The sequence below is a fragment of the Rhodococcus sp. NJ-530 genome, from assembly GCF_003860625.1.
Taxonomy (GTDB): Bacteria; Actinomycetota; Actinomycetes; order Mycobacteriales; family Mycobacteriaceae; genus Rhodococcus_F; species Rhodococcus_F qingshengii.
This window is the reverse complement of record NZ_CP034152.1, coordinates 4,158,631-4,184,129: the sequence shown is the minus strand read 5'-3', so window position 1 is coordinate 4,184,129 and position 25,499 is coordinate 4,158,631. Positions and strand designations below refer to the sequence as shown.

The window sequence follows — 25,499 nt, the reverse complement described above, 5'->3', positions numbered from 1 at the left end:
CTCGGCCGCGTAGGAGACAATCCTGCGCGGCCGAGTTGCTGTGTCTGAACTATCGGGTGGCAGATTTCAGGGCAGCGTCTTTCAGGGCAGCGTCTTTCAGTGCTACGTCGAAGCTCGTCGACGTAGCTTGCGAACCGAGAATCAAGGCAAGGCGCACCAACATGGCTTCGCGGTCGGACGGATCAGCCTGATCGAGTGCGTTCGACAGTGCCAACCAGACGTGCTCGCGATGGCCCTCGTCGTCGACCACCGCAGTTGTCGCCGACTGTGCCGTATCGAAGTGCGTCGGCGCAGTGCCGGCGGTGAGGTGTTTGGCCACGTCGTTCAATTGCGTGGGATCGCTGATGCGGCACAGCGCCAGTCCGTCGGGCCGAATCACGAAGATCTCGCCGACACGTGCGCCGAGGGCAGATGCGAGATTGCCTTCGGCATCGGGAACCGTGGAGTCGGTAGTTCCCACGGTGATCACGCGTACGGTTTCCGGTGCAAGGGCCTGAGCAAGGATTTCGGCTTGCGTGTCGAGTTCGGATACCAGCTCAGCTGACAGTCCGAAAGCCAGCAGGCCGAATCCAGTACCGCGCAGACTGTTCAAGGAGGTAGATGAACCGTCCGCCGAGACCTGGACGACCCTGTCTTCCAACGGATCGCCGGGTAGTACGCCCTCGGCGCCCGCAGCTGTGGGCCACGTCAGCGGGGAGAGCCGGGCGTGCGTCGCACTCGACTGGCGCGGGTTGATGAGGTGCGCGAATTCGCTTCGCTTGGTGGCGATTTCGAGTACGGCATCGCGGGTGGTCCGGTAGCCGTGACTTCCCGGCGACATGATGAGCGTCGACTTGCCTGCGTTGTCGACGTTCTGCTGCCACGCGCTGCGACGTTCCTTCGAATACGCGTCGAGGATGGTGGAATCGGCAGCTCCGTTGATGACGGCGGCTAGTTGCCACACCAAGGTCTCGGCGTCTTCCATGCCCGAGTTCAGGCCGCGAACACCGAAGATCGGAACGAGATGCGCGGCGTCGCCGGCAAAAAGCACACGGCCGTGAGTGAAATCTTCCAGAGCGAGTGCGTGGGCGCGGTAGAAGCCGAACCATTCCAGGGTCCAGGGGATGTCGCTCTGGAGCCATTCGAGGTGACGCGTGATGCGGTCACGGATGCGATCTTCTTGCGTCTCCGCTTCCGGATCGTCCGAGGCGTCGAGCTGGTAGTCGATGCGCCAGATGTCCCGTGGTTGGCGATGCATGATGATCGTGGACCCCGGGTTGCTGGGTGCGTCGAACCACACCAGACGCTCGGCCGGGAGTTCCGATTCCCAATGAATGTCGGCAATGACGTAGTTGCCCTCGTAGCTGTTGCCCTGCAAGCGGATTCCGCTGAGTTCGCGCATCTTGCTGCGTCCACCATCGGCGGCAACGACCCACGCCGCGCGCAGTTCGCGGGTTCCGAACGCGGTGTCGACGGTCAGAGTCACCTCGTCGTCACCGACGGAGATGCCGGCGATCGACGACGACCAGTGGAAGTTCACCAGTGGGTAAGCGAGCAGCTTGTCGGTCATGATCTGCTCGAACTCGGATTGCGAGACGTTGACCATGGGTCCACGCGCGTCGTGCTCGGCGGATGCCATGCGGAACTGCAGTACTTCCTGATCGCGGTAGTAACTCCGACCACCCACCCACGGCAGAACGATGTCTTCGAGCTCGGCACCGAAGCCGAGGCGTTCGGCAACTTCGAGGCTGTGGCGTGACACGCAGATCGCGCGACTGCCGAACGAGACCTGATCGGCTGCTTCGAGAATCGTGACGGCAATGCCGCGCTGCGCCAAGCCCATGGCTACGCCCATGCCGACGGGGCCGGCTCCGACGATCACGACGGGAAGTGCGTCGGCCGAAGGCGCCAGGGAGGCGAAGTCCTCGGGTGCGTACTTCTTCGGATGAAAGTAGGTCGACATGGTCACGAGGCTTTCTGTGCGGCAGTGTTTTTCGGGATCAATTGAGGTTCCGGGAGCAGCAGGATGGAAACCAGGCTGATCACGGCAATGATCACGAAGTAGGCGGTGATGGCGAACGAGGTATCGAAGGCGGCGTAGAGCGCGGTGGCGATCATCGGGGCCAGACCGCCGCCGAGGATTGCGCCGATCTGGTAGCCGAGTGACGCTCCGCTGTAGCGGATGTGTGCGGGAAACAATTCGGCGAACAGTGCCGCTTGTGGGCCGGCGCAGCAGCCGAGCGTGAAGCCGAGGGCGATCATCGATACGAGCATCACCGGAACGATCGCTGTGTCGATCAGCGGAAAGAACACCGCTGCCGCCACTACCAGGGTGATCGAACTGCGGATGTAGACGGTCCGGCGTCCGAGAGTGTCCGACTTGTGAGCGCTGAAAGCCATTCCCGCCATCCAGAACGGGCAGGACGCGATGAGAAGAAAGAGCATCGTGGTCTTGCTGAAGCCAAGTTCGGTCTCGCCGTACTTGAGGACGTAAACCATGTACGCGTACGCGATTCCGTTGGTGGCGATGAAGGTTCCACCGGCGAGGAGCACAGTCTTCCAGTGTCTGGTGAGAACCTCGAGAATCGGCATGGACTCCGCCGGTGCCTCGGACTTCGACGCGGTGAACTCGTCACTTTCCTCGAGGCCGAGACGGATCCACATCGCAACGCCCACCAGAACTGCGCTGAGCAGGAACGGGATTCGCCATCCCCAGGAGTTGAATGCATCGTCGTCCATGAAGGCGGCGAGGGGGAGATAGACGAGATTGGCCACCAGTACGCCTGCGGGAACACCGATTTGTGGTGCGCTGCCGTACAGCCCCTTCCTGCCCTCCGGTGCGTTTTCGGTGGCGACCAGAACTGCGCCGCCCCACTCGCCGCCGACACCGAGTCCCTGAACGAATCGCAAGGTCACCAGGAGTATGGGGGCAAAGACGCCGATAGCGGCGTAGTTGGGTAGCAGCCCGATGGCAACGGTGGCGCAGCCCATCAGCATCAACGAGGTGACCAACATGGATTTGCGTCCGATGCGGTCGCCGAAGTGGCCCATCACGATTCCGCCGATGGGACGCGCGACGAATCCGACGGCGAGGGTGGCGAAGGCGGCGAGGGTGCCGGCCAGATCGGACGTGCCGGGGAAGAACTGCTTGCCGAGCACGAGTGCGGCGGCGGTGCCGTAGATGAAGAAGTCGTACCACTCGATGGCGGTGCCGACAAAGCTGCCGAGGGCGGCCTTACGCGCCTTGACCGTCGCGGCGGCGCGCGTTGCGGTCGGTGAGGCGATGGAGGTCATGAAGTGCCTTTCGAGATGAATGTGGCTTGAAGAAACAATGACGTGCGCCACAACAATTGAAAAGCGAAAGAATTGGAGGTTCTTGCACGGAAAATACGTGGAACCAGCTCCGCTGCCTGGTAGCGGGACTATTGGGCAGGTTCTGAGGGTGAAACGAATTCTATGAAAGCGCGTGCGACGCGGCTGAGGCGAGTGTTCTGGTGCCAAGCGAGAACTACGTGCACCGACGGCACGGCGGGGGAAGCGATGGTCTTGACGACCACCTCGAGCCCCTCGTACGTGACGTCGATCTTGGGCCGCTGGAGTAGCAGCGTCCAGCCGAGGCCACGGCCGACAAATGCTCGCGCCGTCTCGAAGTTCGCAGTTCTGTAGGCAACCTTCGGGGCGAATCCGCCTGCGCGACAGACGTCGAGCGCGTGTTTGGTGCTCGGCGGCGCGTCGAGGAGAACCATCGGGTGTTCCGCGAGGTCCGGAAGATGGATCGGTCGCTCGGACCGCGCGAGTGGGTGTTCTGCACCCAGGACGATCAAGGGTTCGCGGATGGCCAACGGAACTGTGCGCAATTGTGGAGACAGGTCCAGGTCGTAAGCGATTGCGAGGTCCAACTCGCCGTTCTCGAGATGTGTCTGGAGCCGATTCTGAGTGTCCTCGCGGAACTCCACCTGCGCGTCAGGATTCTCACGGGTGAACCCGGCGATCATCGACGGCAATACCGTCGGCCCCAGAGCGGGATAACAGCCGATCGCGATGGGCCCCGACACGCTTCCGCCGGTTCCGAGCGCATCGGATTCGAGTTCCCCGGCTTGCTGAAGTAGCGCCCGGGCGCGCACCAGAACGGATTCGCCGGTGCGGGTCAGTTGAATGCCGAATGAGCGACGGCGAACGCACAGTTGAACTTTGAGCGCGCGTTCGAGTTCGGTGAGCGCCGCGGACAGGGCGGAAGGAGAGAGGTGCAGGCGCTCGGCCGCGGCACTGATCGTTCCGGTCTCGGCTACCGCGACAAACGCGGCCAGCTGACGCATCGTGTACGTGGGAGCAGGATCGATGCGAGGCATGAGATCGACAGTAGTCGGGTAGATTGCCCTGAATATTTTGGTGTGGCACCGTGAAGAGGTCGACGATCAATCGCTGACCTGCGTCTTCGTGGTGCCCCCGGCAGGATTCGAACCTGCGACCTTTCGCTCCGGAGGCGAACGCTCTATCCCCTGAGCTACGGGGGCGCACCGAACTTTCGGTGTGCCGATTGGGCTGCGTTAGCGTAGCGCATCACGGGGGGACAAGACCAAACCGGCACCCGTCTCGGCATGGCGTCCTCGCGGGAGGTAGTCGAGGATGCGGCCGGGACCATGGTCGTCGAATCATCTGTACCGACTGACTCGGATGCTTTTTACGCCTAGGCTCGGCTCTGAGCACAGGCTCGGGCGGACCGCTCGGGCACCCTCGTGAGGTACGGGAGTCGTTGATGACCGATCACCACTATTCCGAAGACCAGCTCGCGCTCGACCTGAAGTGGTGGGCAGCGGCCAACTACCTGACCGTCGCGCAGATCTATCTGAAGGACAACACGCTTCTGCGGGAACCGTTGCGTGCCGAGCACATCAAGCCCCGACTGCTCGGGCACTGGGGGACCAGCCCCGGCTTGTCGATGATCTACACGCTCCTCAATCGGCACATCGTCGCCACCGGCGCAGACTGGCTTTACGTGACCGGTCCCGGGCACGGCGGTCCGGCGCTGGTCGCGTCGACGTATCTCGAGGGAACGTACTCGGAGATCTATCCGGAAGTCTCGGACGACGCCGAGGGCATCCACCGGATGTGTCGGCGATTCTCCGCTCCCGGCGGAGTGCCCAGCCATGTGAGTGTGCAGACACCCGGAAGCATCCACGAAGGCGGCGAGCTCGGCTACGCCCTTGCCCATGCGGCCGGCGCTGCCTTCGATCATCCGAACCTCGTGGTGGCCTGTGTGATCGGCGACGGCGAAGCGGAGACCGGGCCGTTGTCCGGTTCGTGGAAGCTCCCGGCGTTCCTGAATCCACGACGCGACGGCGCGGTACTGCCGATCCTGCACGTGAACGGTGCCAAGATCGCCGGGCCGACGGTCTACGGACGCAGCAGCGACGAAGACATCCAGGCCTATCTTGGTGGACAGGGGTGGGCGCCGATCGTCGTCTCCGGTGACGACCCCGACGCGGTGTTTCCTCAGCTGTATCAAGCGATCTCGCAGGCGCACGAGAAGATCCGCGAGATGCAGGGTGCCGCACGCCGCGGAGAGGAGTGGACGGGTTCGTGGCCGGCAATCGTGTTGCGGACGCCGAAAGGATGGACCGGTCCACACACCGTCGACGGAATCTTGGTCGAGGGCACACATCGTGCGCACCAGGTGCCGTTGTCCGGCGTGCGAAGCAACGAATCACATCTGCGGCAACTCGAAGAGTGGATGCGGTCGTACCGTCCGGACGAGTTGTTCGACGCCAACGGATCACTGGCCGCGGAACTGGCGGCGCTCTCGCCGACGGGGGACAAGCGCATGGGGAGCACTCCCTACGCGAACGGTGGACGACTTCGCGTCGATCTCCCGATGCCGCCGCTCGAAAAGTATGCGCTTCCCATCCAATCCCCGGGTTCGACCTTCCACGAGACGACGCGAGTTCTCGGCGAGCTTCTGCGCGACATCTACGCCGCCACGGAAACCGAGGACAGCGGCGGGATCTTCCGACTCTTCTGTCCGGACGAGACGTCGAGCAATCGCCTCGGCGCCGTATTCGAGACAACCGATCGCTGCTGGCAACTGCCGATCACCGACTACGACGACGGGCTGTCCGCGGACGGTCGTGTCATGGAGGTCCTCAGCGAGCACCTCTGCGAGGGATGGCTCGAGGGCTATCTGCTGTCGGGCCGACACGGGATGTTCGCGAGCTACGAAGCATTTGCGATGGTGAGCGTGTCGATGCTCATCCAGCACGCCAAGTGGCTCCAACATGCCGTCGACCTGCCGTGGCGGGCGTCTGTTGCTTCGCTCAACGTGCTGTTGACCAGTACGTGCTGGCGCAACGACCACAACGGATTCAGTCACCAGGGCCCCGGCATGATCGACGCCGTTATTCCCTTGGCACCCAGTGTGATCCGCGTGTGGCTGCCGCCGGATTCCAACACGTTGCTCTCGATCTCGGATCACTGCCTGCGTAGTACCGACCACGTCAACCTGATAGTCGTGGACAAGCAACCGCACCTGCAGTACCTCACGCTCGAGCAAGCGCACGAGCACTGCGCGGCGGGCGCTTCGGTCTGGGAATGGGCCGGAACCGAGGCTCGCGGACAGGAACCGGACGTGGTCCTGGCCGCCGCGGGAGATGTGCCGACGCAGGAGATCCTGGCTGCTGCACAGTTGCTGCGCGATCACACACCCGAACTGATCACCCGCGTCGTCAACGTCGTCGATCTGATGGCGTTGCTGACCCCCACCGAGCATCCCCACGGATTCGGGGAGCGGGTTTTCCTCGATCTGTTCACCGCGCAGACCGACGTCGTGTTCGCATTCCACGGATACTCGCGTGCCGTGCACGAACTGATTCACGGGCGTCCGAGTCCCGAGCGCTTCCACGTTCGCGGATTCAGTGAACAGGGAACAACCACAACACCGTTCGACATGGTTGTCCTCAACAAGATGAGCCGCTACCACCTGGTGATCGAGGCGCTACGACGCTCCAAGCGTCGGCCGGCCGGGGCGTCCGAGTTGGCGGAGTTCTGCCGCACACAGCTCGAAAAGCACTCGCGTTACATCGTCGAGCACCTCGAAGACATGCCGGAAGTAGAAAACTGGACCTGGTCCTGAAATTCAGGACCAGGCCCAGTTGGGTCTGAACAATTTCGGCTCAGTGCAGTGCAGCTCAGTTCATGGGCAGTGGCACTGCGCCGCGAGCTGCCAACATGTCGGTCATCAGCTTGGACTCGCTCTGCTGCGTGTTGACCATCGTCTGCGCCAGGCTGCGCACCGGCCCCTCGGTGGCGTCGGCTGCTGCGTACTCCATCATCGGAAGCCCACCTTCGTGGTGACGAAGCATCAGCTGCAGGAACAAAGTGTCGAGTTGCAGACCTTCCGCTGCGCGGAGAGCCGCAAGGTCCTCGGGGGACGCCATGCCGGGCATCGTGTCGACCGGCCCGGAATGACTCATGTCCATCGTGGCCGAAGTCCCGTGCGATCCATGGCCGGAGCCCGAATCGGACGACATCCACTCCATGTACGGGCCCACCTTGGACAGCGGCTGATCCCACATAGTCAGCCACGCCTGCATCTGACCGAGCTGGTTCTGCTGCGTGGTCAAGATGTCGAACGCGAGCGTGCGTACGTCGTTGTCGGTGGACTTCGTCAGGGCGATGGACGCCATGTCGACGGCCTGGCTGTGATGCACGCTCATGTCCTGCGCGAAGCCCACGTCCACCGAATCCGAAGCCGGAACGGTCAGTGACGACTTCGCATCGGGTCCGAGGAGGTTGGTCAGTGCGCCGAGCGCAAAACCGACGGCGATCGCGCCGATCAGACCGATGATCAGCAGTGCGGTGCGCTGACTCGGCTTCGAAGACTGATCGGTGTTCGTCGAACTATCCACCGGCGGGAATCTGTTCGTCGGTGGCCGGGGTAGCGCCCGTGCCGTCCATCTGGATGGCGTCGGCGCCCGGAGGTGTCGGATCGAACGGCGACGTCGACGGAGTGAACAGCGGGTTGGTGCAGCTCGCGCCGACCTCGGGGTAGACGTTCGGGTTCTGGTTCAGCGCAGTGATGAACTGATCGATGCGATCGTCGTCGGCCTTGTCGATCTCGAGGCGATGGCCCCACGACTGCAGAGAAATGGGGCTGCTCTGACCGGGGTACGGCGACATCAGCATGTAGGACTTGCCGTTCACGCGTCCGGCGAGACTGTCGATCTGGTCCTGGTCGACGAGATCGGGGTTGTACGTGATCCAGATGGCGCCGTGCTCGAGCGAGTGGACGGCGTTCTCGGTGCGAATCGGGTCGGCGTACACGGTTCCGGTGCAGTTAGCCCAGGTGGCGTCGTGCGGGCCACCGAACGGCGGGGTCTGGTCGTACGCCACGCGCTGAGTGGAATCGACGTGCTGGCCGGCCGGGTACTCGATCTTGAGGACGCCGTCGATCTTGTCGGACGGATCCTTGTTCTCGGAGCTGTACTTGTACGGCTCGAGGGCCTGCCGCTCCTCGACCTTGGGCCACAGATTGATACCGAGCACGGCGATGAGTGCGAGCACAGCCACACCGGCGCCGATCGACAGCCAGGGGATCTGGCGGGGAGCGGGGACGCCGCCCTTGCCCTTCTTGGCCGGCCGACTGTTCTTGTTGGCGGCCTTGATGGCCTTGGCTGATTTGGCCCCGGAGTTCTTGTTGGGACCGCGACTATCGGAACCGCTTGGCATCGATTGGGCTCTTTCGGTGTGTGGGCTTGAGGTGTGGCGCGCCCGCGCATGAAGGTACGCGGTGGTAGCTCGGGCATTACCACTGTACTTTCCGAGTCTGAGGGCAAACTTTGAGAGTGGCGTGCGACACGCCACAGCGGCCCCGCGCACGTTCACGGAGAGCGAGGCGTGAGGCGAGTCTCCACTTCCGGTGTGCAGGCAATAGGATGAATACCTGTGACTCCAGCTGACCTTGCCGAACTGCTCCGCGGAACCGCAGCGAGCGTCCTTGCCGATCGTGGCCTCGACGTATCCGTGCTACCCGAAACCCTCACCGTCGAGCGACCACGCAACCCCGAGCACGGCGATTACGCCACCAACATTGCCATGCAGGTAGCCAAGAAGGTCGGCACGAATCCCCGCGAGCTGGCGGGCTGGATCGCCGAAGCCCTCACCGCTGCCGACGGAATCGAATCCGCCGAGATCGCCGGGCCCGGCTTCCTCAACATTCGGTTGGACAAGGACGCCCAGGGCGCGATCGTCGTGTCGGTTCTCGAAGCCGGTGCGTCGTACGGCTCGGGTGACTCCCTCGCCGGCAAGAAGATCAACCTCGAATTCGTCTCCGCCAACCCCACCGGACCGATTCACCTCGGTGGAACCCGTTGGGCCGCAGTCGGAGACGCGCTCGGACGCATTCTGTCCGCGCAGGGTGGTTTGGTAACACGTGAGTACTACTTCAACGATCACGGTGCCCAGATCGACCGCTTCTCGCGTTCGCTGATCGCTGCAGCGAAGGGTGAACCTGCTCCCGAAGACGGTTACGCCGGTGCATACATCGCCGACATCGCCGCCTCGGTTCTGAAGCAGCGTCCCGACGTCATGGATCTGCCTGCCGACGAGCAGCAGGAAACCTTCCGCGCCATCGGCGTCGAATTGATGTTCACGCACATCAAGCAGACCCTGCACGACTTCGGCGTCGACTTCGACGTCTACTTCCACGAGAACTCGCTCTTCGAATCCGGTGCGGTCGAGAAGGCCGTCGAATCCCTCAAGGGTTCGGGCAACCTCTTCCACGAAGACGGTGCGTGGTGGCTCAAGAGCACCGACTACGGCGACGACAAGGACCGCGTCGTCATCAAGAGCGATGGCAACGCCGCCTACATCGCCGGTGACATCGCCTACTTCCAGAACAAGCGCGCCCGTGGGTTCGACCTCTGTATCTACATGCTCGGCGCCGACCATCACGGTTACATCGGCCGTCTCAAGGCTGCCGCTGCCGCATTCGGCGACGATCCGGACACCGTCGAGGTGCTGATCGGCCAGATGGTCAACCTCGTCAAGGACGGCACTGCCGTCAAGATGAGCAAGCGTGCAGGCACCGTCATCACCCTCGACGACCTGGTCGAGGCAATCGGCGTCGACGCCTCGCGTTACGTCATGATCCGCTCGTCGGTCGACTCGAGCATCGACATCGACCTCGACCTGTGGACCAAGACCAGCAGCGAGAACCCCGTCTACTACGTGCAGTACGCGCACGCACGCCTCTCGGCGATCGCCCGCAACGCCGCAGACCTCGGTCTGTCCGCCGACGCGAGCAACCTCGCCCTGCTCACCGTCGAGCAGGAGGGTGACCTCATCCGCACGATCGGCGAGTATCCACGCGTCGTGTCGAGCGCTGCGAATCTGCGTGAGCCGCACCGTATTGCCCGCTACCTCGAAGAACTCGCGGGTGCGTACCACCGCTTCTACGGCGCGTGCCGCATCCTTCCGCAAGGCGACGAAGACGCCACCGACGTGCACCGCGCGCGTCTGGCTCTCTGCGCCGCCACCCGACAGGTCCTGGCCAACGGTCTCGAACTGCTCGGCGTCACCGCACCGGAGCAAATGTGAACGCGCACCCCGCCGGCCCCAAGCACGCCGAGCAGTTGCAGGCCCCCGGCTTGCCCGACCGTCCGACCAGCCCCGAAGCCTTCGGCGAACTCTCACCGCAGGTGTGGCCGCGCAACGCTTCTCGTGGCGACGACGGTGAAGTGACCCTCGCGGGTGTCAAGGTCGGTGAACTTGCCGAGAAGTACGGCACCCCGCTGTTCGTCATCGACGAGGACGACTTCCGCTCGCGCTGCCGTGACATGGCCCGCGCCTTCGGCCCGGATGCCAAGGTGCACTACGCATCCAAGGCATTCCTCTGTGGCGAGATCGCACGCTGGGTCGCCGACGAAGGCCTCTCGCTCGACGTCTGCTCCGGCGGCGAACTGGCGATCGCGTTGCACGCGGACTTCCCGGCCGAGCGAATTGCCATGCACGGCAACAACAAGTCAGTCGCCGAACTGGCCGCTGGTGTCGCCGCGGGCGTCGGACACGTCGTGCTCGACTCGTCGATCGAGATCGACCGACTCGATCGTGTCGCCGGTGAGGCCGGTGTCGTTCAGGACGTGTTGATCCGACTGACCGTCGGCGTCGAAGCGCATACTCACGAATTCATCTCCACCGCACACGAGGACCAGAAGTTCGGTTTCTCGCTGGCCGGGGGAGCGGCGATCGACGCGGTCCGTCGCGTCTTCGCTGCCGACAACTTGCGCCTGGTCGGCCTGCACAGCCACATCGGTTCGCAGATCTTCGACGTCGACGGTTTCGAGGTGGCAGCGCACCGTGTGATCGGTTTGCTCCGCGACGTCGTCACCGAGTTCGGAGTCGAGAAGACCAAGCAGATTTCGATCATCGACCTCGGCGGCGGCATGGGGATCTCGTATATCCCCTCCGACGACCCGCCGCCCGTCGACGAACTGGCAGCAAAGCTCGGCCACATCGTGCGCAACGAGTCAGCACTGGCCGGATTGCCGGAGCCGACGCTTGCCGTCGAACCCGGCCGCGCCATCGCCGGACCTGGCACGGTGACGCTCTACGAGGTCGGCACCATCAAGGACGTCACGGTGGGTAGCTCGCTGACACGCCGCTACATCAGCGTCGACGGCGGGATGAGCGACAACATCCGCACGTCCCTCTACGGTGCGGAGTACGAAGCCAAGTTGGTTTCGCGAACTTCCGAGGCTGATCCCGTCGTTGCACGTATCGTCGGTAAGCACTGCGAGTCCGGTGACGTGGTCATTCGGGACACCTGGATGCCCGAGGACGTCGGGCCCGGTGATTTACTAGCGGTAGCAGCGACCGGTGCATACTGCTATTCGATGTCGAGCAGGTACAACCTGCTCACCCGCCCAGCCGTGGTGGCGGTGCGTGACGGAGTCTCACGCGTGATTCTGCGGAGGGAAACAGTGGAAGATCTGCTCAGCTTGGAGGTATCGCAGTGACGAGCGAATCGGCGCATCGCGCTATCGGTGTGGCCGTTCTCGGCCTCGGCAACGTCGGGAGCGAGGTCGTCCGGATCATTCGTGAGCAGGCCGAGGAACTCGAAGCTCGCGTCGGCGCCCCGTTGGAACTGCGGGGGGTTGCCGTCCGCCGTATCGGCTCGGACCGCGGAATTCCCGAGGAACTGCAGACGACGGACGCCGAGTCCCTGGTCGGTCGTGACGACGTCGACATCGTGGTCGAGGTGATCGGCGGAATCGAGCTCCCTCGCAAGCTGATTCTCTCTTCGCTCAACTCCGGCAAGTCGGTCGTGACCGCCAACAAGGCGCTGCTCGCGGACCACACCGGTGAATTGGCGGAGGCTGCAGAGGCCAACTCTGTCGACCTGTACTTCGAGGCCGCTGTTGCCGGCGCGATCCCCGTGATCCGCCCGCTCACACAGTCGTTGGCCGGAGACCGTGTCAACAAGGTCGCCGGAATCGTGAACGGCACCACCAATTTCATCCTTTCGGCGATGGACGAGACCGGCGCCGACTACGAAGAGACCTTGGCCGAAGCCGGACGCCTCGGATACGCGGAAGCCGACCCGACCGCGGACGTCGAAGGCTACGACGCCGCGGCGAAGGCAGCGATCCTCGCGTCGATCGCGTTCCACACCCGCGTCACTGCCGCGGACGTGTACCGCGAAGGAATCTCCACGATCACCTCCGCCGACCTGGCTTCGGCGAAGGCACTCGACTGCACGATCAAGTTGCTCTCGATCTGCGAGCGCATCGTCACGCCCAAGGGCAAGGAGCGGATTTCCGCTCGCGTGTACCCGGCGCTGGTTCCGCTCAGCCATCCGCTGGCCTCGGTCAACGGCGCGTTCAACGCCGTTGTCGTGGAAGCAGAGAACGCCGGCCGGCTCATGTTCTACGGCCAGGGTGCAGGCGGCGCCCCCACCGCTTCCGCGGTGATGGGTGACCTGGTGATGGCTGCGCGCAACAAGGTTCACGGCGGACGCGGCCCCCGCGAGTCCAAGTACGCCAAGCTCAAGGTCGCCCCGATGGGCGACATCCTCACGCGCTACTACGTGAACATGGAGGTCGCGGACAAGGAAGGTGTGCTGTCCGCAGTCGCCGCCGAGTTCGCCAAGCACGGCGTGAGCATCTCCGTCGTCCGCCAGGAGGGCGCCGGCGCCGGCGCGCGTCTGGTGGTCGTCACTCATGTAGCAACCGACGCGGCTCTCTCCGAGACCGTGGCGGCCCTCAACGAACTCGAATTCGTCACCGCTGTGACCAGCGTGCTGCGACTGGAAGGCACTGAACAATGACCGGCATCGTCAACCCCGTCCACAAGGCATGGCCGGGTCTCATCGAGGCATACCGGGACCGTCTCGCGATCGGTGACAACTGGAAGACCGTCACCCTGCGCGAAGGCGGCACCCCGCTCCTGCCGGCCGGCCACCTCTCCGAGATCACCGGCTGCGACGTCTACCTCAAGGTCGAGGGCCTCAACCCCACCGGTTCCTTCAAGGACCGCGGCATGACGATGGCCGTCACCGACGCCTTGGCCCGTGGCCAGCGCGCAGTTCTGTGCGCGTCCACCGGCAACACCTCCGCCTCGGCCGCTGCGTATGCAGCCAAGGCCGGCATGACCTGCGCCGTGCTCATCCCGCAGGGCAAGATCGCCATGGGCAAGCTTGCGCAGGCAGTCATGCACGGCGCCAAGATCATTCAGGTCCAGGGCAACTTCGACGACTGCCTCGAGCTGGCACGCAAGACCACGGCCGAATTCCCCACCATCGGTCTCGTCAACTCGGTCAACCCGGTGCGCATCGAAGGCCAGAAGACCGCGGCATTCGAGATCATGGACGTCCTCGGCAAGGCTCCCGACGTGCACGCACTCCCGGTCGGAAACGCCGGTAACATCACCGCGTACTGGCGCGGATACTCCGAGTACTACGCGGACGGTCTGACCACGGTCAAGCCCCGCATGCTCGGTGTCCAGGCAGCCGGAGCGGCTCCGCTGGTCAACGGTGCACCCGTCAAGGATCCCGAAACCATCGCCACCGCAATCCGAATCGGTTCTCCCGCGTCCTGGAACGGCGCTGTCGCCGCGAAGGAAGAGTCGAACGGTGCATTCCGTGCCGCCACCGACGAGAAGATCCTCGAGGCTTACCGTCTGATCGCCGCCACCGAGGGCGTCTTCGTCGAACCGGCGTCGGCAGCCAGTGTCGCCGGCCTGCTCGCCGCACGTGCAGAGGGCTGGCTCGAGCCGGGCCTGACCGTCGTGTGCACGGTGACCGGTAACGGTCTCAAGGATCCTGACACGGCTTTGAAGGGTATGCCGAACGTCGAGCCGATCGGTGTCGATCCCGTTGCCGTCGCGGCTGCCCTCGAGCTTGCATAGTGTCCGTGGATTCATCGACCACTCCGCGGAATCCGGTGTCTGACATGACTATAACCCTGCCTATCGGCCTTTCGGTGACTGCTCGCGTCCCGGCCTCGAGTGCGAACTTGGGGCCGGGGTTCGACACCCTCGGCCTGGCGTTGGGGTTGTACGACGAAATCGTAGTCACCACAACGGATTCAGGCCTTCAGATCCGCGTCGAAGGTGAAGGCGCTGCCGACGTACCCTGGGGTCCTTCGCATCTCGTGGTCCGCGCCATCGAGCGTGGTCTCGAAGCGGCCGGAGTGTGGGCCAGTGGCCTGGACGTGTTGTGTCGCAACGCGATTCCACATTCGCGCGGGTTGGGATCCTCGGCTTCCGCGGCTGTCGGTGGATTGGCAGCAGCCAACGGTCTGGCGCGCGCTCTCGATGCCGAGATCGGCTTGACGGAAGAGCAGTTGGTTCAACTCTCGTCCGAGTTCGAAGGTCACCCGGACAACGCGTCTGCCAGTGTTCTCGGTGGCGCAGTCGTCTCGTGGAGTTGCCCACCGGCCGTCGAAGGCGACGAGCCGATCTACTCCGCGGCCAAACTCGACGTCCATCCCGACATCCGTGCTGTGGCACTGGTTCCCGAGGAGCGGTCGTCCACCGCACACACTCGCGGGCTCCTGCCCGAATTGGTTCCGCACCAGGATGCCTCGTTCAACGCGAGCCGCAGCGCGCTCGCCGTCGTTGCGCTCACTGCTCGGCCCGATCTGTTGATGGCGGCCACCGAGGATCGCCTGCATCAGGCACAGCGCGCACCCGCGCTTCCGCTCACGACGCGATGGATCGGGATCCTGCGCGAGGCGGGTATTGCTGCGACCGTTTCGGGAGCCGGCCCCACCGTGTTGGCGCTCAGCACAGAACCTTTCCCCGACGAACTCGCGGAAGCGGCGCGGGCAGACGGACTACGTGTGCTCGAATTGGACATCGCCGACGGCGTCGAAGTATCCACGACGACGGTCTGATCCCTGCCTTGGTCCAGGTGATCGCCCACTACCGATCGGTAGTGAACTGACACACCCAGTCGTCCAAATTCTTGCCGGACTCAGGTTTGGGCGCTATCCTGGGCTATGTCCGTACATCGTGCGCGTCAGTCGCCGGTGCATCACCAGGGGGCAAAACTCCTTCCCAATCGGGGTCCACAGTCCTTGGCATGATTCTCGCAGGCATGATCCTCACGCTTGTACCTTCTCCGAAGGTTTGAATCCTCCGCGGATCGAACACTCAGAGGTTCCATCACTCTGGGGTTCAACACACGGGGGAGTGAATCGTCGACGAAGGCGCGTTGGGCAGGTTTGCGAGCGCATGAAAAGTTTGAGGCGAGAGTTTCCGACAATCATGTGACGGCGGACAAGCCGGCAGTTCTGGACAGCAACCACGTACGGCACCACCGAGTTCGGTATTCAATCGAACTGCGGGACGAACCCTCGACTTTGCGCAGTGCGAGTGAGGGAAGGAAAGGACCTCCGTGACCGATACGGACCTCATCGCCACTTCTGCACCCGCCGGGTCGGAATCAGGCGACAATTCTCAGGCGTCATCTTCAGCATCGAACGGTGCGGTGGCGACCTCCACGAAGCGTGCCGAAACGCGCCGTGGTGCCGGACTCTCCGGCATGGTGCTCACCGAACTCCGCACTCTTGCGGGTGAACTGGGCATCAAAGGCACTTCCGGCATGCGCAAGGGTGACCTGATCGCAGCCATCAAAGAGCGCCAGGGCGGCAGCGCAAAGGCTGCACCCGCACAGAGTGAACTCACTCTCGACGACGCACCCGTTGCGCGCACTCGTGCCAAGAGCACTCGCGCCGCACGCACCGAAACCCCCGCAGCCGAAACAGCTCCGGCAGCCGAATCGGCTCCTGCCGAGGCCGCGCCTGCGCGTACCGAATCCGCCGAGGATTCCGATCAGAGCGCACCCCGTCGCGGACGTCAGCGTCGTGGCGCCGCTCGTCGTGCAGGTTCACCCGACCAGGGCGAACTGAGCATCGAGCAGGAAGCTCCTTCGGCGAAGTCCGACGCGGACACCGCGAAGGCCGCCGATTCTTCGAAGGTCGCCGAGACCGCCAAGGCCGAGGCTCCGGCCGAGCGTCCTGCGCGCACCGAGGGCAAGTCCGACGCTGATCAGGCTCCTGCCGAGCAGGGCAACGAGCGTCCCCGCCGCGAGCGAAACCGGGACAACCAGGGCCAGCGGGACAACCAGGGCCAGCGCGAGAACCAGGGCAACCGGGGTAACCAGGATCGCCAGGACCGTCAGGATCGCGGCAATCAGAACAACGCCGGCCAGAACAACGCCGGTCCTCGCACGGACAACCGCAACAACGGGCCGGACGACGACGAAGAGGGTGGACGCGGACGCCGCGGACGCCGTTTCCGCGAGCGCCGTGGCCGTGGTCGCGATCGCGGTGAGGGTGGCGCACCCAACGATTCACGCGAGACCGAGATTCGTGAGGACGACGTCCTGCAGCCGGTCGCCGGCATCCTCGACGTCCTCGACAATTACGCCTTCGTGCGTACGTCCGGGTACCTCGCCGGCCCCAACGACGTCTACGTCTCCATGAACCTGATCCGCAAGAACGGCCTTCGCCGTGGCGACGCCATCACCGGTGCCGTCCGCGTCTCGCGTGACGGTGAGCAGGGTAGCCAGCGTCAGAAGTTCAACCCGCTGGTCCGTATCGACACGGTCAACGGCGGCGACGTCGAGGCCGCGAAGAAGCGCCCCGAGTTCAACAAGCTCACGCCGCTGTACCCGAACCAGCGTCTGCGCCTCGAGACCGAGCAGCACATTCTCACCACGCGTGTCATCGACCTGGTGATGCCCATCGGTAAGGGCCAGCGCGCCCTCATCGTGAGCCCGCCCAAGGCCGGTAAGACCAGCGTGTTGCAGGCGATCGCGAATGCCGTCGCCACCAACAATCCTGAGTGCTACCTGATGGTCATCCTCGTGGACGAGCGTCCCGAGGAAGTGACCGACATGCAGCGCAGCGTGAAGGGTGAGGTCATTTCCTCCACCTTCGACCGCCCGCCGGGAGATCACACCGCAGTTGCCGAGCTGGCAATCGAGCGTGCGAAGCGCCTGGTCGAGATGGGTAAGGACGTCGTCGTACTGCTCGACTCCATCACGCGTCTGGGTCGTGCGTACAACAACTCCTCGCCGGCGTCGGGACGCATCCTCTCCGGTGGTGTCGACTCGACGGCGCTCTACCCGCCGAAGCGTTTCCTCGGTGCTGCCCGCAACATCGAGAACGGTGGATCGCTCACCATCATCGCTACCGCAATGGTCGAGACCGGATCCACCGGCGACACCGTGATCTTCGAAGAGTTCAAGGGCACCGGCAACGCCGAGCTCAAGCTCGATCGCAAGATCGCCGAACGCCGCGTGTTCCCGGCCGTGGACGTCAACCCGTCCAGCACGCGTAAGGACGAGTTGCTCCTGAGCCCGGACGAAGCTGCGGTGCTGCACAAGCTCCGTCGCGTCCTGTCCGGTCTGGACTCGCATCAGGCCATCGATCTGCTGATCGATCGACTGAAGAAGAGCAAGAACAACCTCGAGTTCCTGATGCAGGTCTCCAAGACCGCACCGGGTGCGATCGACGACTGATCGACTCGACGTCAAAGGCCCACAACCAGCTGGTTGTGGGCCTTTTGCGTGGGCGGAACAAAACCGAGGGGCAGTGCGTTGACAACTTCGTACAGCCACCCCGAGGCGTGCGAGACGCGGATTATCCGGTGAGGTACCGCATCTGGCATACTGAACGGCCGAGTCCGGTTCCGGTTCACGATGTCGATTGGCGACGTCGACCCGGCGACCATTGAAAGGGACACCATGAAGGCAGGAATCCACCCAACCTACGTAGCGACCACCGTCGTCTGCGGTTGCGGTAACACGTTCGAGACCCACAGCACCAAGGAGTCCGGACGCATCAACGTCGAGGTTTGCTCGCAGTGCCACCCGTTCTACACGGGCAAGCAGAAGATTCTCGACACCGGTGGACGCGTCGCTCGCTTCGAGGCTCGCTACGGCAAGCGCGCAGACAGCAAGGTCCCGGCCACCGAGTCCTAGCTGTTCCGCCGACGCCCGATCTGCCATGCGCAGATCGGGCGTCGGCTTTTTTGTGCCTGCACTCGGTTTGCGCGTTTCCCGGGTCCCGGCGTCGAAATACCTTCAAGCGCGCACCGTAGGAATCGAAACTCAGAGCGGAGCGAACCATGGCAGGCGCAACCCAGCCCTCGGCCATCGACGACATCTTGGCGGAGCACGCCGGTCTCGAAGCACAGATGTCCGATCCGGCGCTGCACAACGACCCTGCCGCTGCCAGGCGCGTCGGTAAGCGGTTCTCCGAGCTCTCGCCGATCATGTCGACGTACAACAAGCTCACCGCTGCGCAGGACGATCTGGAAGCCGCGCGCGAACTAGCCGCCGACGATTCCAGCTTCGCCGCCGAGATCCCCGATCTCGAAGCCGAGGTCGCGCAGCTCGAGCAGACGCTTACCGATCAGTTGGCGCCGCGTGATCCGCATGACGGCGACGACATCGTCCTCGAAGTGAAGTCCGGTGAGGGCGGCGAAGAATCCGCGCTCTTCGCCTCGGACCTGGCCCGCATGTACGTCCGCTACGCGGAACGGCATGGCTGGCGCGTCGAGATTCTCGACGCGACGGTCTCCGATCTCGGCGGATACAAGGAAGCCACGCTGTCGATCAAGAGCAAGTCGGACACCCCGGACGGAGTGTGGGCGCGGCTGAAGTTCGAGGGCGGCGTTCACCGCGTCCAGCGAGTGCCCGTCACCGAATCCCAGGGACGCGTTCACACTTCGGCTGCCGGCGTTCTGGTCTACCCGGAGCCCGAAGAGGTCGAGCAGGTCCAGATCGACGAAAGTGACCTGCGTATCGACGTCTACCGTTCGTCCGGCAAGGGCGGTCAGGGCGTCAACACGACCGACTCTGCTGTCCGAATCACGCACCTTCCGACCGGCATCGTCGTCACCTGCCAGAACGAGCGTTCGCAGCTCCAGAACAAGGCGCGCGCCATGCAGGTCCTTGCAGCCCGTTTGCAGGTAGTCGCCGAGGAAGCCGCGGACGCTGAAGCGTCGGCAGGTCGCCAGAGTCAGGTTCGGACGGTGGACCGTTCGGAGCGCATCCGCACCTACAACTTCCCCGAGAACCGCATCACCGATCACCGCATCGGATTCAAGTCGCACAACCTCGACGCGGTGCTCGACGGTGAGCTCGACGCACTTCTCGATGCATTGGGCAAGGCGGACCGAGAGGCGCGTCTCGCGGCCGAGTAGATGCAGACCATGACTGACCTCCATCCCGCCGGGAACTCGGTGAACCGCGTGTCGGTCGAGCGTGGCAGGCTGTACCCGTGAGTCGACTTCCACTTCGTTTGGCGCTGATCGAAGCTGCAAAACAGCTCGACGCCGCAGGTGTGCCCAGCCCACGCACCGACGCCGAGTTGTTGGCATCCCACCTGCTCGGGGTCGAACGCACGCGTCTCGGACTGATTCCGTTGGTCGATCCCGAGGTCATCGCGGCGTTCGACGAGTTGGTTGCCCAACGGGTGAAGCGGATTCCGTTGCAGCACATCATCGGAGTCGCGTCGATGGGCAACATCGACGTCGCTGTCGGGCCGGGTGTCTTCATTCCGCGGCCGGAAACCGAACTGCTCATGGGTTGGGCACTCTCGTTCCTCGAAGGTTGCGGAAGCAAGCCGCCGGTAGTTCTGGACCTGTGTACGGGATCGGGTGTACTCGCGCTGTCCATCGCCGAGGCCCGTCCGGACGCCGTCGTTCACGCCGTGGAGAAGGAGCCCGCCGCGTTGGCGTGGGCGCGTCGTAATGCTGCCGACCGCGAGGCCGCCGGTGATACACCGATCCATCTGCATCAGGGCGATGTCACCGATCGGAACCTGTTGCCAGGGCTCGAGGGCGGCGTCGATCTGGTCGTTTCCAATCCGCCGTACATCCCCGAAGGCGTGCAATTGCAGCCTGAGGTCATGGATTACGACCCGCACACCGCGTTGTTCGGTGGCGTCGACGGTCTGTCCGTCATCAAACCCATGATCAGCAACATCGCGCGGTGGCTTCGAATCGGCGGCGCGGCAGGCATCGAGCACGACGACACCAACGGGGACGGCGTCGCTGCGCTGTTCTCGGCGCGCCGGGTATTCGGCGAGGTCGCGCAGCATCCAGATCTTGCCGGTCGTCCGCGATTCGTCGTCGCCAGACGTGTCGCCACCGACGTCGAAGCACAGCGGAATCGAACGCCCGAAGCGCAGAGTGAAAGGATGGCTGAGTGAGCACCGTGTACGACTGCAGTCAGACAGATTCCCGAACCGCAGGCTTGGCCGCCGCGAAGAACGCGCTCAAGGCCGGCCGACTCGTAGTTCTCCCTACCGACACCCTTTACGGACTCGCCGCCGACGCGTTCGACAGCGAAGCTGTCACGAGTCTTTTGCGCGCCAAGGGACGCGGGCGAGACATGCCCGTCCCGGTTCTGGTCGGATCGTGGAACACCATCGACGGGCTCGTCTACAGCGTGCGCCCGCAGGCACGGGATCTGATCCGCGCATTCTGGCCCGGCGGACTGAGCCTGGTCGTCGAGCAGGCGCCTTCACTTGCCTGGGACCTCGGTGATACCCGCGGAACCGTCATGCTCCGCATGCCCTTGCATCCGGTTGCTCTCGAACTGTTGCGCGATGTCGGACCGCTTGCCGTCTCGAGCGCCAACATTTCGGGGCGTCCGCCGGCAACTACCGTCGAGGAAGCCCGAGATCAGCTCGGCGGATCTGCCAGCGTGTATCTCGACGGGGGCAAGGCCGAACACGCCGTTGCTTCCACGATCGTCGACCTGACCGGCAATTCACCGCGTATCTTGCGAGTGGGTGCCGTCTCGGCAGAATCCATCGCCGAGGTATTGGGCACCAGTCCGGAAAGTCTCGTAGAGGGAGTTTCGTAACGATGGTCGGCGCCGGCGGCGAGCGCGCGGGGGAATCCACGTATTGGGGACCGGATTTCGGTGAGCTTGCCACGGCAGACCCCGAGATCGCGGCTGTTGCGCTGGCCGAACTCGAGCGTCAGCGCGACGGACTTCAACTCATCGCGAGCGAGAACTTCACCAGCCCTGCCGTACTGGCTGCCTTGGGTTCGACCCTGAGCAACAAGTACGCCGAGGGCTATCCGGGTCGGCGTTACTACGGCGGGTGCGAGTACGTCGACGTAGCCGAGAATCTGGCGATCGATCGGGCAAAGGCGCTGTTCGGCGCCGAGCACGTCAACGTCCAACCGCATTCGGGGGCCACTGCGAATCTCGCGGTGTACGCCGCATTCGCCAAGCCCGGCGACACCGTATTGGCGATGAGTCTGCCGCACGGTGGGCATCTGACTCACGGGTCTCGCGTCAGCTTTTCTGGGCAGTGGTTCACCACCGTTCCCTATCACGTCGATTCGGCCACCGAATTGATCGACTACGACGAGGTTCGCACCCTGGCTCTGGCGCACAAGCCGAAAATCATCGTCGCCGGCGCGACCGCGTACTCCCGCACCATCGACTTCGCAGCCTTCCGCTCGATCGCAGACGAGGTCGGTGCGATCCTGTGGGTCGACGCCGCCCACTTCATCGGACTGGTGGCAGGCCGGGCGATACCTTCGTGCGTTCCGTACGCCGACGTCGTCTCCGCGACGACGCACAAAGTCCTCAGAGGCCCGCGCGGCGGAATGATCCTGTGCCGCAGCGAGCACGCCTCGGCTGTAGATCGCGCGGTGTTCCCCTTCATTCAAGGCGGCCCGATGATGCATGCGATCGCCGGGAAGGCGGTTGCCTTCAAGGAAGCGTCGACGCCGGAATATCGTTGGTATGCACAGGAAGTGGTTGCCAACGCATCGGCACTCGCGCAGTCGTTGGAAGCTCGCGGCCTGCGCACCGTGTCCGGTGGAACCGACACACATCTGGCGCTTCTCGACCTGCGCGCAAGCGGTGTCACCGGAGTCGACGCCGAGCGTAGGTGCGGACTGGCTTCGATCACGCTCAACAAGAACGCGATTCCGTTCGATCCGCAGTCGCCCGCCGTCACGTCCGGAATCCGCGTCGGGTCCGCGGCCGTGACGACCCAGGGTTTCAACCGCTCCGACATGAGCGTGGTGGGGGAGTTGATCGCGCGCGCAGTTGTCGCGGACCCCGCCACCACGTCAGGAGAGGCCGAGTTGGCAGCAGTTGCCGACGGCGTTCGCGAACTGGTCCGGGCAAAGCCTGCCTATGCCCGCCAGACGGGTGATCTCGAGCAGTGATCACTTCCTACGAGGCGACCACGTATCTGGCACAGGGTGGCGGGGGAGCGGGTGTTCCCATCCGTGAACTTTTGCTCGTGCTGTGTACGGCGGCGGTGGTGACCTACCTGGCGACTGGCGCAGTCCGGTTGTTGGCGCTGAGGTTCGGCGCTGTCGCGATTCCTCGTGATCGGGACGTTCACGTCGAGCCGATTCCGCGCCTCGGTGGCGTCGGAATGTATGTCGGCATGGCTGTCGGTCTGCTGTTCGCGCAGCAATTACCCGCGCTCACAAGAGGTTTCGGCTTCGGCAGTCCTGACGTACACGCTGCGCTCGTAGCTGGCGCCGTCATCGTCCTCGTGGGTGTGATCGACGACAGGTGGGGCCTCGACGCCCTCACCAAATTTGTCGGTCAGGTGACTGCTGCCGGCGTTCTCGTGGTGATGGGCGTCAGCTGGTTCATCATCTACAACCCGTTCGGCGGTGACGGTGGGTCCACCATCATCCTCGATCAGATTCAATCCGGACTGTTCACCGTTGCTGTTGCCGTCGCGACCATCAACGCCATGAATTTTGTCGACGGTCTCGACGGATTGGCCGCCGGGTTGGGTCTGATCGCGGCGCTCGCCATCCTCATCTTCTCGATCGGTCTTCTCCACGATCAGGGCGGCGACGCGAGTGTCTACCCGCCGGCGATGATCGCGGCGGCTTTGGCAGGCGCTTGTCTCGGTTTTCTTCCACACAACTTCAATCCAGCGCGCATTTTCATGGGCGATTCCGGGTCGATGTTGATCGGTCTCATGCTGGCCGCGATCTCCACCAGTGCATCCGGTCGTATTCCGCTGACTGCCTACGGAACCCGCGACCTCGTCGGCCTCCTCGCGCCGTTGTTGCTGGTCGGGGCTGTGATGTTCATCCCGATGCTGGACATGCTCCTGGCCGTGATCCGCCGGACGAAAGCGGGCGTCAGTCCGTTCAGTCCGGACAAGATGCACCTGCATCATCGCCTCTTGCAGATCGGACACACGCACCGACGAGTTGTGCTGGTCATCTACCTGTGGGTCAGCGTCCTGGCGTTCGGTGCCGTCGGATCCTCGCTGCTCAATCGTCAGCTGGTTGTTGTACTCGTCGCGGCCGGTTTGGTTCTTGCGTTGTTCTTCACTGCGGTGCCTTCCCTGATCGATCGCAAGCAGCAGCGTCGCTAGCCAAGTTTTCCGATCCATTACCCTTGGGCATCGTGACGAACACGCCGCAGCCTGTACCTGCCTCGCAACCCATCCCTGATTCGACCGCCGCCATGAAGTCGGCCGTGAAGTGGGGTGTGATGGGGCTGATCGCGCTGGCCGTGGTCGGCGCGCTCCTGGGCGGGCTCTTCGCCGGTAAGGAAGGCGTCTACGGCGCTTTGATCGGCGCAGCCGTCGGCGGCGGGTTCATCCTGTTCACGGCGCTGGGCGTGCTGCTCACAGCGAAGTTGCCTGCGCTCACGGCCGGTGCAGTTCTTCTCGGCACGTGGCTGCTGAAGATGATTCTCGCGATGGTTGTTCTCTTTGTCCTCTCGGACATGGATTTCTACAACAAGACCGCCCTCGTCCTGGTCATCATCATGTCGCTGGTCGTGGTGCTCGGTGCGGAGACTTACGGCGTCCTGGGAACCAAAACTCCGTACGTCGATCCCGCTCCCAGCAGCAACGTCGACGACGACGAGTAGTACTACAAGAGGTAACTAATCGGACTTCCAGGTACCCCATCTACACAATGTCGTAGATGACTTGATAAGGTTCGGTTCAAGCGAGAGCAATGGTGGGCCGAGTAACACTCAGCCGACGATGCCATGTGCTCGCAGGTGGTCGAAATTCTGACCACTGAGTCGACGAGAGTCGCCGACACCGACAGACGCCAGGCCCCTCTAGGGTTCTCCAGCTGCTGACGAATGCGCGAGTCGAACTTGTCGACTTGTAGATCGTCAATGTCCGATCGAACCGCAGTCAATGATGGCTGCGGACCGACTACGGGAGAGAACGCTGAGCGTCACCACCCTGGCCGCGGATGAATTCCATGCGCCGTCACTAGACGATTTTTTCCCGCCCTCCGTGTTGATTCACGCGGGCCCCTTCGAGCTCGACCGTCTGATGCTGATTCGTCTGCTGATGTCGGTGCTGGTCGCAGCCTTCTTCGTGATCGCAATGCGCAGCCCTCGACTGGTTCCCCGTGGACTGCAGAACGCAGCTGAGCTCGCGCTCGACTTCGTTCGTATCAACATCGCCGAGGAGATCCTGGGCAAGGAACAGGGCAAGCGCTTCCTGCCGGTCATCACGACGATCTTCTTCATCGTGGTCGCCAGCAACCTGGCCAGCGTCATTCCCTTCCTGAACATCTCGCCGAACGCACGAATCGGTATGCCGCTGGTACTCGCAGCGCTCGCCTACATCGTGTTCAACTACGTGGGAATCAAGAAGTACGGCTTCTTCAAGTACGTCAAGAGCAGCATCGTCGTTCCCGGCGTCCCGCTGCCCCTGCACTTCCTGTTGGTGCCCATCGAGTTCATCTCGACCTTCATCCTGCGCCCGTTCACGCTGATGGTTCGTCTCATGGCCAACATGTTGGCCGGCCACATCCTGCTGGTGCTGTTCTTCAGCGCGACGAACTACTTCCTCTTCGTGTCCGGCGGATTCCAGGCGATCTTCGGTGTTCCGTCGATCATTGCCGGTATCGCATTCACGTTCTTCGAGCTGCTGGTCATCTTCCTGCAGGCTTACGTGTTCGCGCTGCTGACCGCGGTGTACATCGATCTGGCGCTCCACGCCGACGAGCACTGACCTTTTACCTCCTCACCAGCT

Annotated in this window: 20 protein-coding genes and 1 tRNA gene; 15 read left to right on the top strand and 6 right to left on the bottom strand. The window is 63.6% G+C overall.

Features of this window, described 5'->3' with window-relative positions:
- Positions 1 to 49: 49 nt before the first annotated feature.
- From EHW12_RS19455 to EHW12_RS19440, 4 genes are all read right to left on the bottom strand, one after another.
- Positions 50 to 1,942, bottom strand: coding sequence for an FAD-dependent monooxygenase (locus EHW12_RS19455; RefSeq protein WP_125052664.1), 1,893 nt, complete (start codon positions 1,940 to 1,942; stop codon positions 50 to 52).
- 2 nt (positions 1,943 to 1,944) lie between these two features.
- The gene (locus tag EHW12_RS19450) at positions 1,945 to 3,273 is read right to left on the bottom strand and encodes an MFS transporter (protein ID WP_007726181.1); all 1,329 of its coding nucleotides are present in this window, start codon (positions 3,271 to 3,273) and stop codon (positions 1,945 to 1,947) included.
- A gap of 128 nt (positions 3,274 to 3,401) precedes the next feature.
- Positions 3,402 to 4,328, bottom strand: coding sequence for a LysR substrate-binding domain-containing protein (locus EHW12_RS19445; protein ID WP_030537328.1), 927 nt, complete (start codon positions 4,326 to 4,328; stop codon positions 3,402 to 3,404).
- Between the two features lie 89 nt (positions 4,329 to 4,417).
- A tRNA-Arg gene (locus EHW12_RS19440) sits at positions 4,418 to 4,493 on the bottom strand.
- 242 nt (positions 4,494 to 4,735) lie between these two features.
- On the opposite strand from EHW12_RS19440, the gene EHW12_RS19435 reads away from it, so the two are divergent.
- Positions 4,736 to 7,105, top strand: a complete 2,370-nt coding sequence (locus EHW12_RS19435) for a phosphoketolase family protein (RefSeq protein ID WP_118604354.1) — start codon at positions 4,736 to 4,738, stop codon at positions 7,103 to 7,105.
- A 55-nt stretch (positions 7,106 to 7,160) separates the two neighbouring features.
- Here EHW12_RS19435 and EHW12_RS19430 read toward each other — a convergent pair whose 3' ends face one another.
- Positions 7,161 to 7,880, bottom strand: coding sequence for a DUF305 domain-containing protein (locus EHW12_RS19430; RefSeq protein ID WP_030537330.1), 720 nt, complete (start codon positions 7,878 to 7,880; stop codon positions 7,161 to 7,163).
- Entirely contained in the window at positions 7,873 to 8,700 is an 828-nt protein-coding gene (locus EHW12_RS19425; protein ID WP_003941378.1) for a DUF3105 domain-containing protein, read from the bottom strand. The genes EHW12_RS19430 and EHW12_RS19425 overlap by 8 nt, the downstream gene beginning before the upstream one ends.
- Positions 8,701 to 8,916: 216 nt before the next feature.
- Between EHW12_RS19425 and argS the strand changes: the two genes are divergently transcribed.
- The 14 genes from argS to atpB all read left to right on the top strand — a co-directional run bounded on the left by argS (position 8,917) and on the right by atpB (position 25,478).
- Complete coding sequence (gene argS, locus EHW12_RS19420) at positions 8,917 to 10,569, top strand: arginine--tRNA ligase (RefSeq protein ID WP_003941360.1); 1,653 nt, start codon at positions 8,917 to 8,919, stop codon at positions 10,567 to 10,569.
- Positions 10,566 to 11,987, top strand: a complete 1,422-nt coding sequence (gene lysA, locus EHW12_RS19415; protein ID WP_003941384.1) for a diaminopimelate decarboxylase — start codon at positions 10,566 to 10,568, stop codon at positions 11,985 to 11,987. The genes argS and lysA overlap by 4 nt, the downstream gene beginning before the upstream one ends.
- Positions 11,984 to 13,297 (top strand): homoserine dehydrogenase, encoded by a 1,314-nt coding sequence (locus tag EHW12_RS19410; protein ID WP_007726192.1) that lies wholly within the window; start codon positions 11,984 to 11,986, stop codon positions 13,295 to 13,297. Before lysA ends, EHW12_RS19410 begins: the two co-directional genes overlap by 4 nt.
- Positions 13,294 to 14,376 carry a threonine synthase gene (gene thrC, locus EHW12_RS19405; RefSeq protein ID WP_003941280.1) on the top strand — a complete coding sequence of 361 codons (1,083 nt, stop codon included), beginning with the start codon at positions 13,294 to 13,296 and terminating at the stop codon, positions 14,374 to 14,376. The genes EHW12_RS19410 and thrC overlap by 4 nt, the downstream gene beginning before the upstream one ends.
- Positions 14,377 to 14,420: 44 nt before the next feature.
- A complete protein-coding gene (gene thrB, locus EHW12_RS19400; RefSeq protein ID WP_054186746.1) occupies positions 14,421 to 15,365 on the top strand; it encodes a homoserine kinase in 945 nt (314 codons plus the stop codon).
- Between the two features lie 503 nt (positions 15,366 to 15,868).
- Positions 15,869 to 17,998, top strand: coding sequence for a transcription termination factor Rho (gene rho / locus EHW12_RS19395; protein ID WP_058227676.1), 2,130 nt, complete (start codon positions 15,869 to 15,871; stop codon positions 17,996 to 17,998).
- Between the two features lie 225 nt (positions 17,999 to 18,223).
- Entirely contained in the window at positions 18,224 to 18,460 is a 237-nt protein-coding gene (gene rpmE / locus EHW12_RS19390) for a 50S ribosomal protein L31 (protein ID WP_003941310.1), read from the top strand.
- 146 nt (positions 18,461 to 18,606) lie between these two features.
- Positions 18,607 to 19,686: a peptide chain release factor 1 gene (gene prfA / locus EHW12_RS19385; protein WP_003941341.1), complete on the top strand. Its 1,080-nt coding sequence runs from the start codon at positions 18,607 to 18,609 to the stop codon at positions 19,684 to 19,686.
- A 77-nt stretch (positions 19,687 to 19,763) separates the two neighbouring features.
- On the top strand, positions 19,764 to 20,696 hold the full coding sequence (prmC, locus tag EHW12_RS19380; RefSeq protein WP_007726206.1) for a peptide chain release factor N(5)-glutamine methyltransferase: 933 nt from the start codon (positions 19,764 to 19,766) through the stop codon (positions 20,694 to 20,696).
- The gene (locus tag EHW12_RS19375; protein WP_003941345.1) at positions 20,693 to 21,355 is read left to right on the top strand and encodes an L-threonylcarbamoyladenylate synthase; all 663 of its coding nucleotides are present in this window, start codon (positions 20,693 to 20,695) and stop codon (positions 21,353 to 21,355) included. The genes prmC and EHW12_RS19375 overlap by 4 nt, the downstream gene beginning before the upstream one ends.
- Before the next feature lie 2 nt (positions 21,356 to 21,357).
- Positions 21,358 to 22,683 carry a serine hydroxymethyltransferase gene (gene glyA, locus EHW12_RS19370; RefSeq protein WP_047270157.1) on the top strand — a complete coding sequence of 442 codons (1,326 nt, stop codon included), beginning with the start codon at positions 21,358 to 21,360 and terminating at the stop codon, positions 22,681 to 22,683.
- Positions 22,680 to 23,867, top strand: a complete 1,188-nt coding sequence (locus tag EHW12_RS19365; protein WP_003941359.1) for an MraY family glycosyltransferase — start codon at positions 22,680 to 22,682, stop codon at positions 23,865 to 23,867. The genes glyA and EHW12_RS19365 overlap by 4 nt, the downstream gene beginning before the upstream one ends.
- A 92-nt stretch (positions 23,868 to 23,959) precedes the next feature.
- Positions 23,960 to 24,370: a hypothetical protein gene (locus tag EHW12_RS19360; protein ID WP_007726213.1), complete on the top strand. Its 411-nt coding sequence runs from the start codon at positions 23,960 to 23,962 to the stop codon at positions 24,368 to 24,370.
- A 280-nt stretch (positions 24,371 to 24,650) separates the two neighbouring features.
- Positions 24,651 to 25,478: a F0F1 ATP synthase subunit A gene (atpB, locus tag EHW12_RS19355; protein ID WP_125051506.1), complete on the top strand. Its 828-nt coding sequence runs from the start codon at positions 24,651 to 24,653 to the stop codon at positions 25,476 to 25,478.
- Positions 25,479 to 25,499 lie beyond the last annotated feature (21 nt).